This window comes from Bartonella sp. AP58NXGY (assembly GCF_042195785.1).
In the GTDB taxonomy this organism is placed as follows: Bacteria; Pseudomonadota; Alphaproteobacteria; order Rhizobiales; family Rhizobiaceae; genus Bartonella.
Genome location: NZ_JBHIOY010000362.1, coordinates 1 through 597, shown reverse-complemented (window position 1 = coordinate 597; position 597 = coordinate 1). Strand labels below are relative to the sequence as shown.

At 34.5% G+C, this 597-nt stretch carries 1 protein-coding gene; it reads left to right on the top strand.

All coding sequences use genetic code 11. The features are described from left to right. The coding region (locus ACFINC_RS11430) for a DNA translocase FtsK (protein WP_375617275.1) at window positions 1-225 on the top strand (225 nt) is incomplete at its 5' end. Window positions 226-597: the final 372 nt, after the last annotated feature.

The following is a 597-nucleotide window of genomic DNA, read 5'->3' as shown; positions in this document are numbered from 1 at the left end:
GTTTCTGAGGAAGAAAATTTTGATGAAGAGAGTGAGAGGCTTTATAATCAAGCTGTAAAGATTGTTATGCGTGATAAAAAATGTTCAACATCTTATATCCAGCGCCGTCTTTCAATCGGCTATAATAAAGCAGCTTCGCTTGTTGAGCGTATGGAAGAAAAAGGCATTGTGGGAGCTGCTAATCACGTTGGAAAACGTGAGATTTTACTCACTGAAGGAAAATAAACGAGCATATTTTAAAACAGCATATTTGAAAATATGCGATTTTTAAAATATCTGACAGTTATTATTTAAAGAACGAATACATGTTTTACTTTTTTGAGAGCCCTATGAAAAAGTTGAGTGGAGAGTCATAAAGCAACCTTTAAACTGCTTATGGAGAGAATAGACTGATACAAAAGGGCGGAGATGTTTTTAACATTTCTAGAGGGGCTTGAATATAAGGAAATGAAATAAATCTTTATAGGAGAACGGATGATTTTTTTTGTTTTTTCTATAGCGGGTTTGATAAAAAAGGTCTTTGCGGTATTCTGGAAAGAATCATAGGAAGAGTACCCAAAGATCTGGGGTGCTTTTAAATGCTACGCTGAATTTATG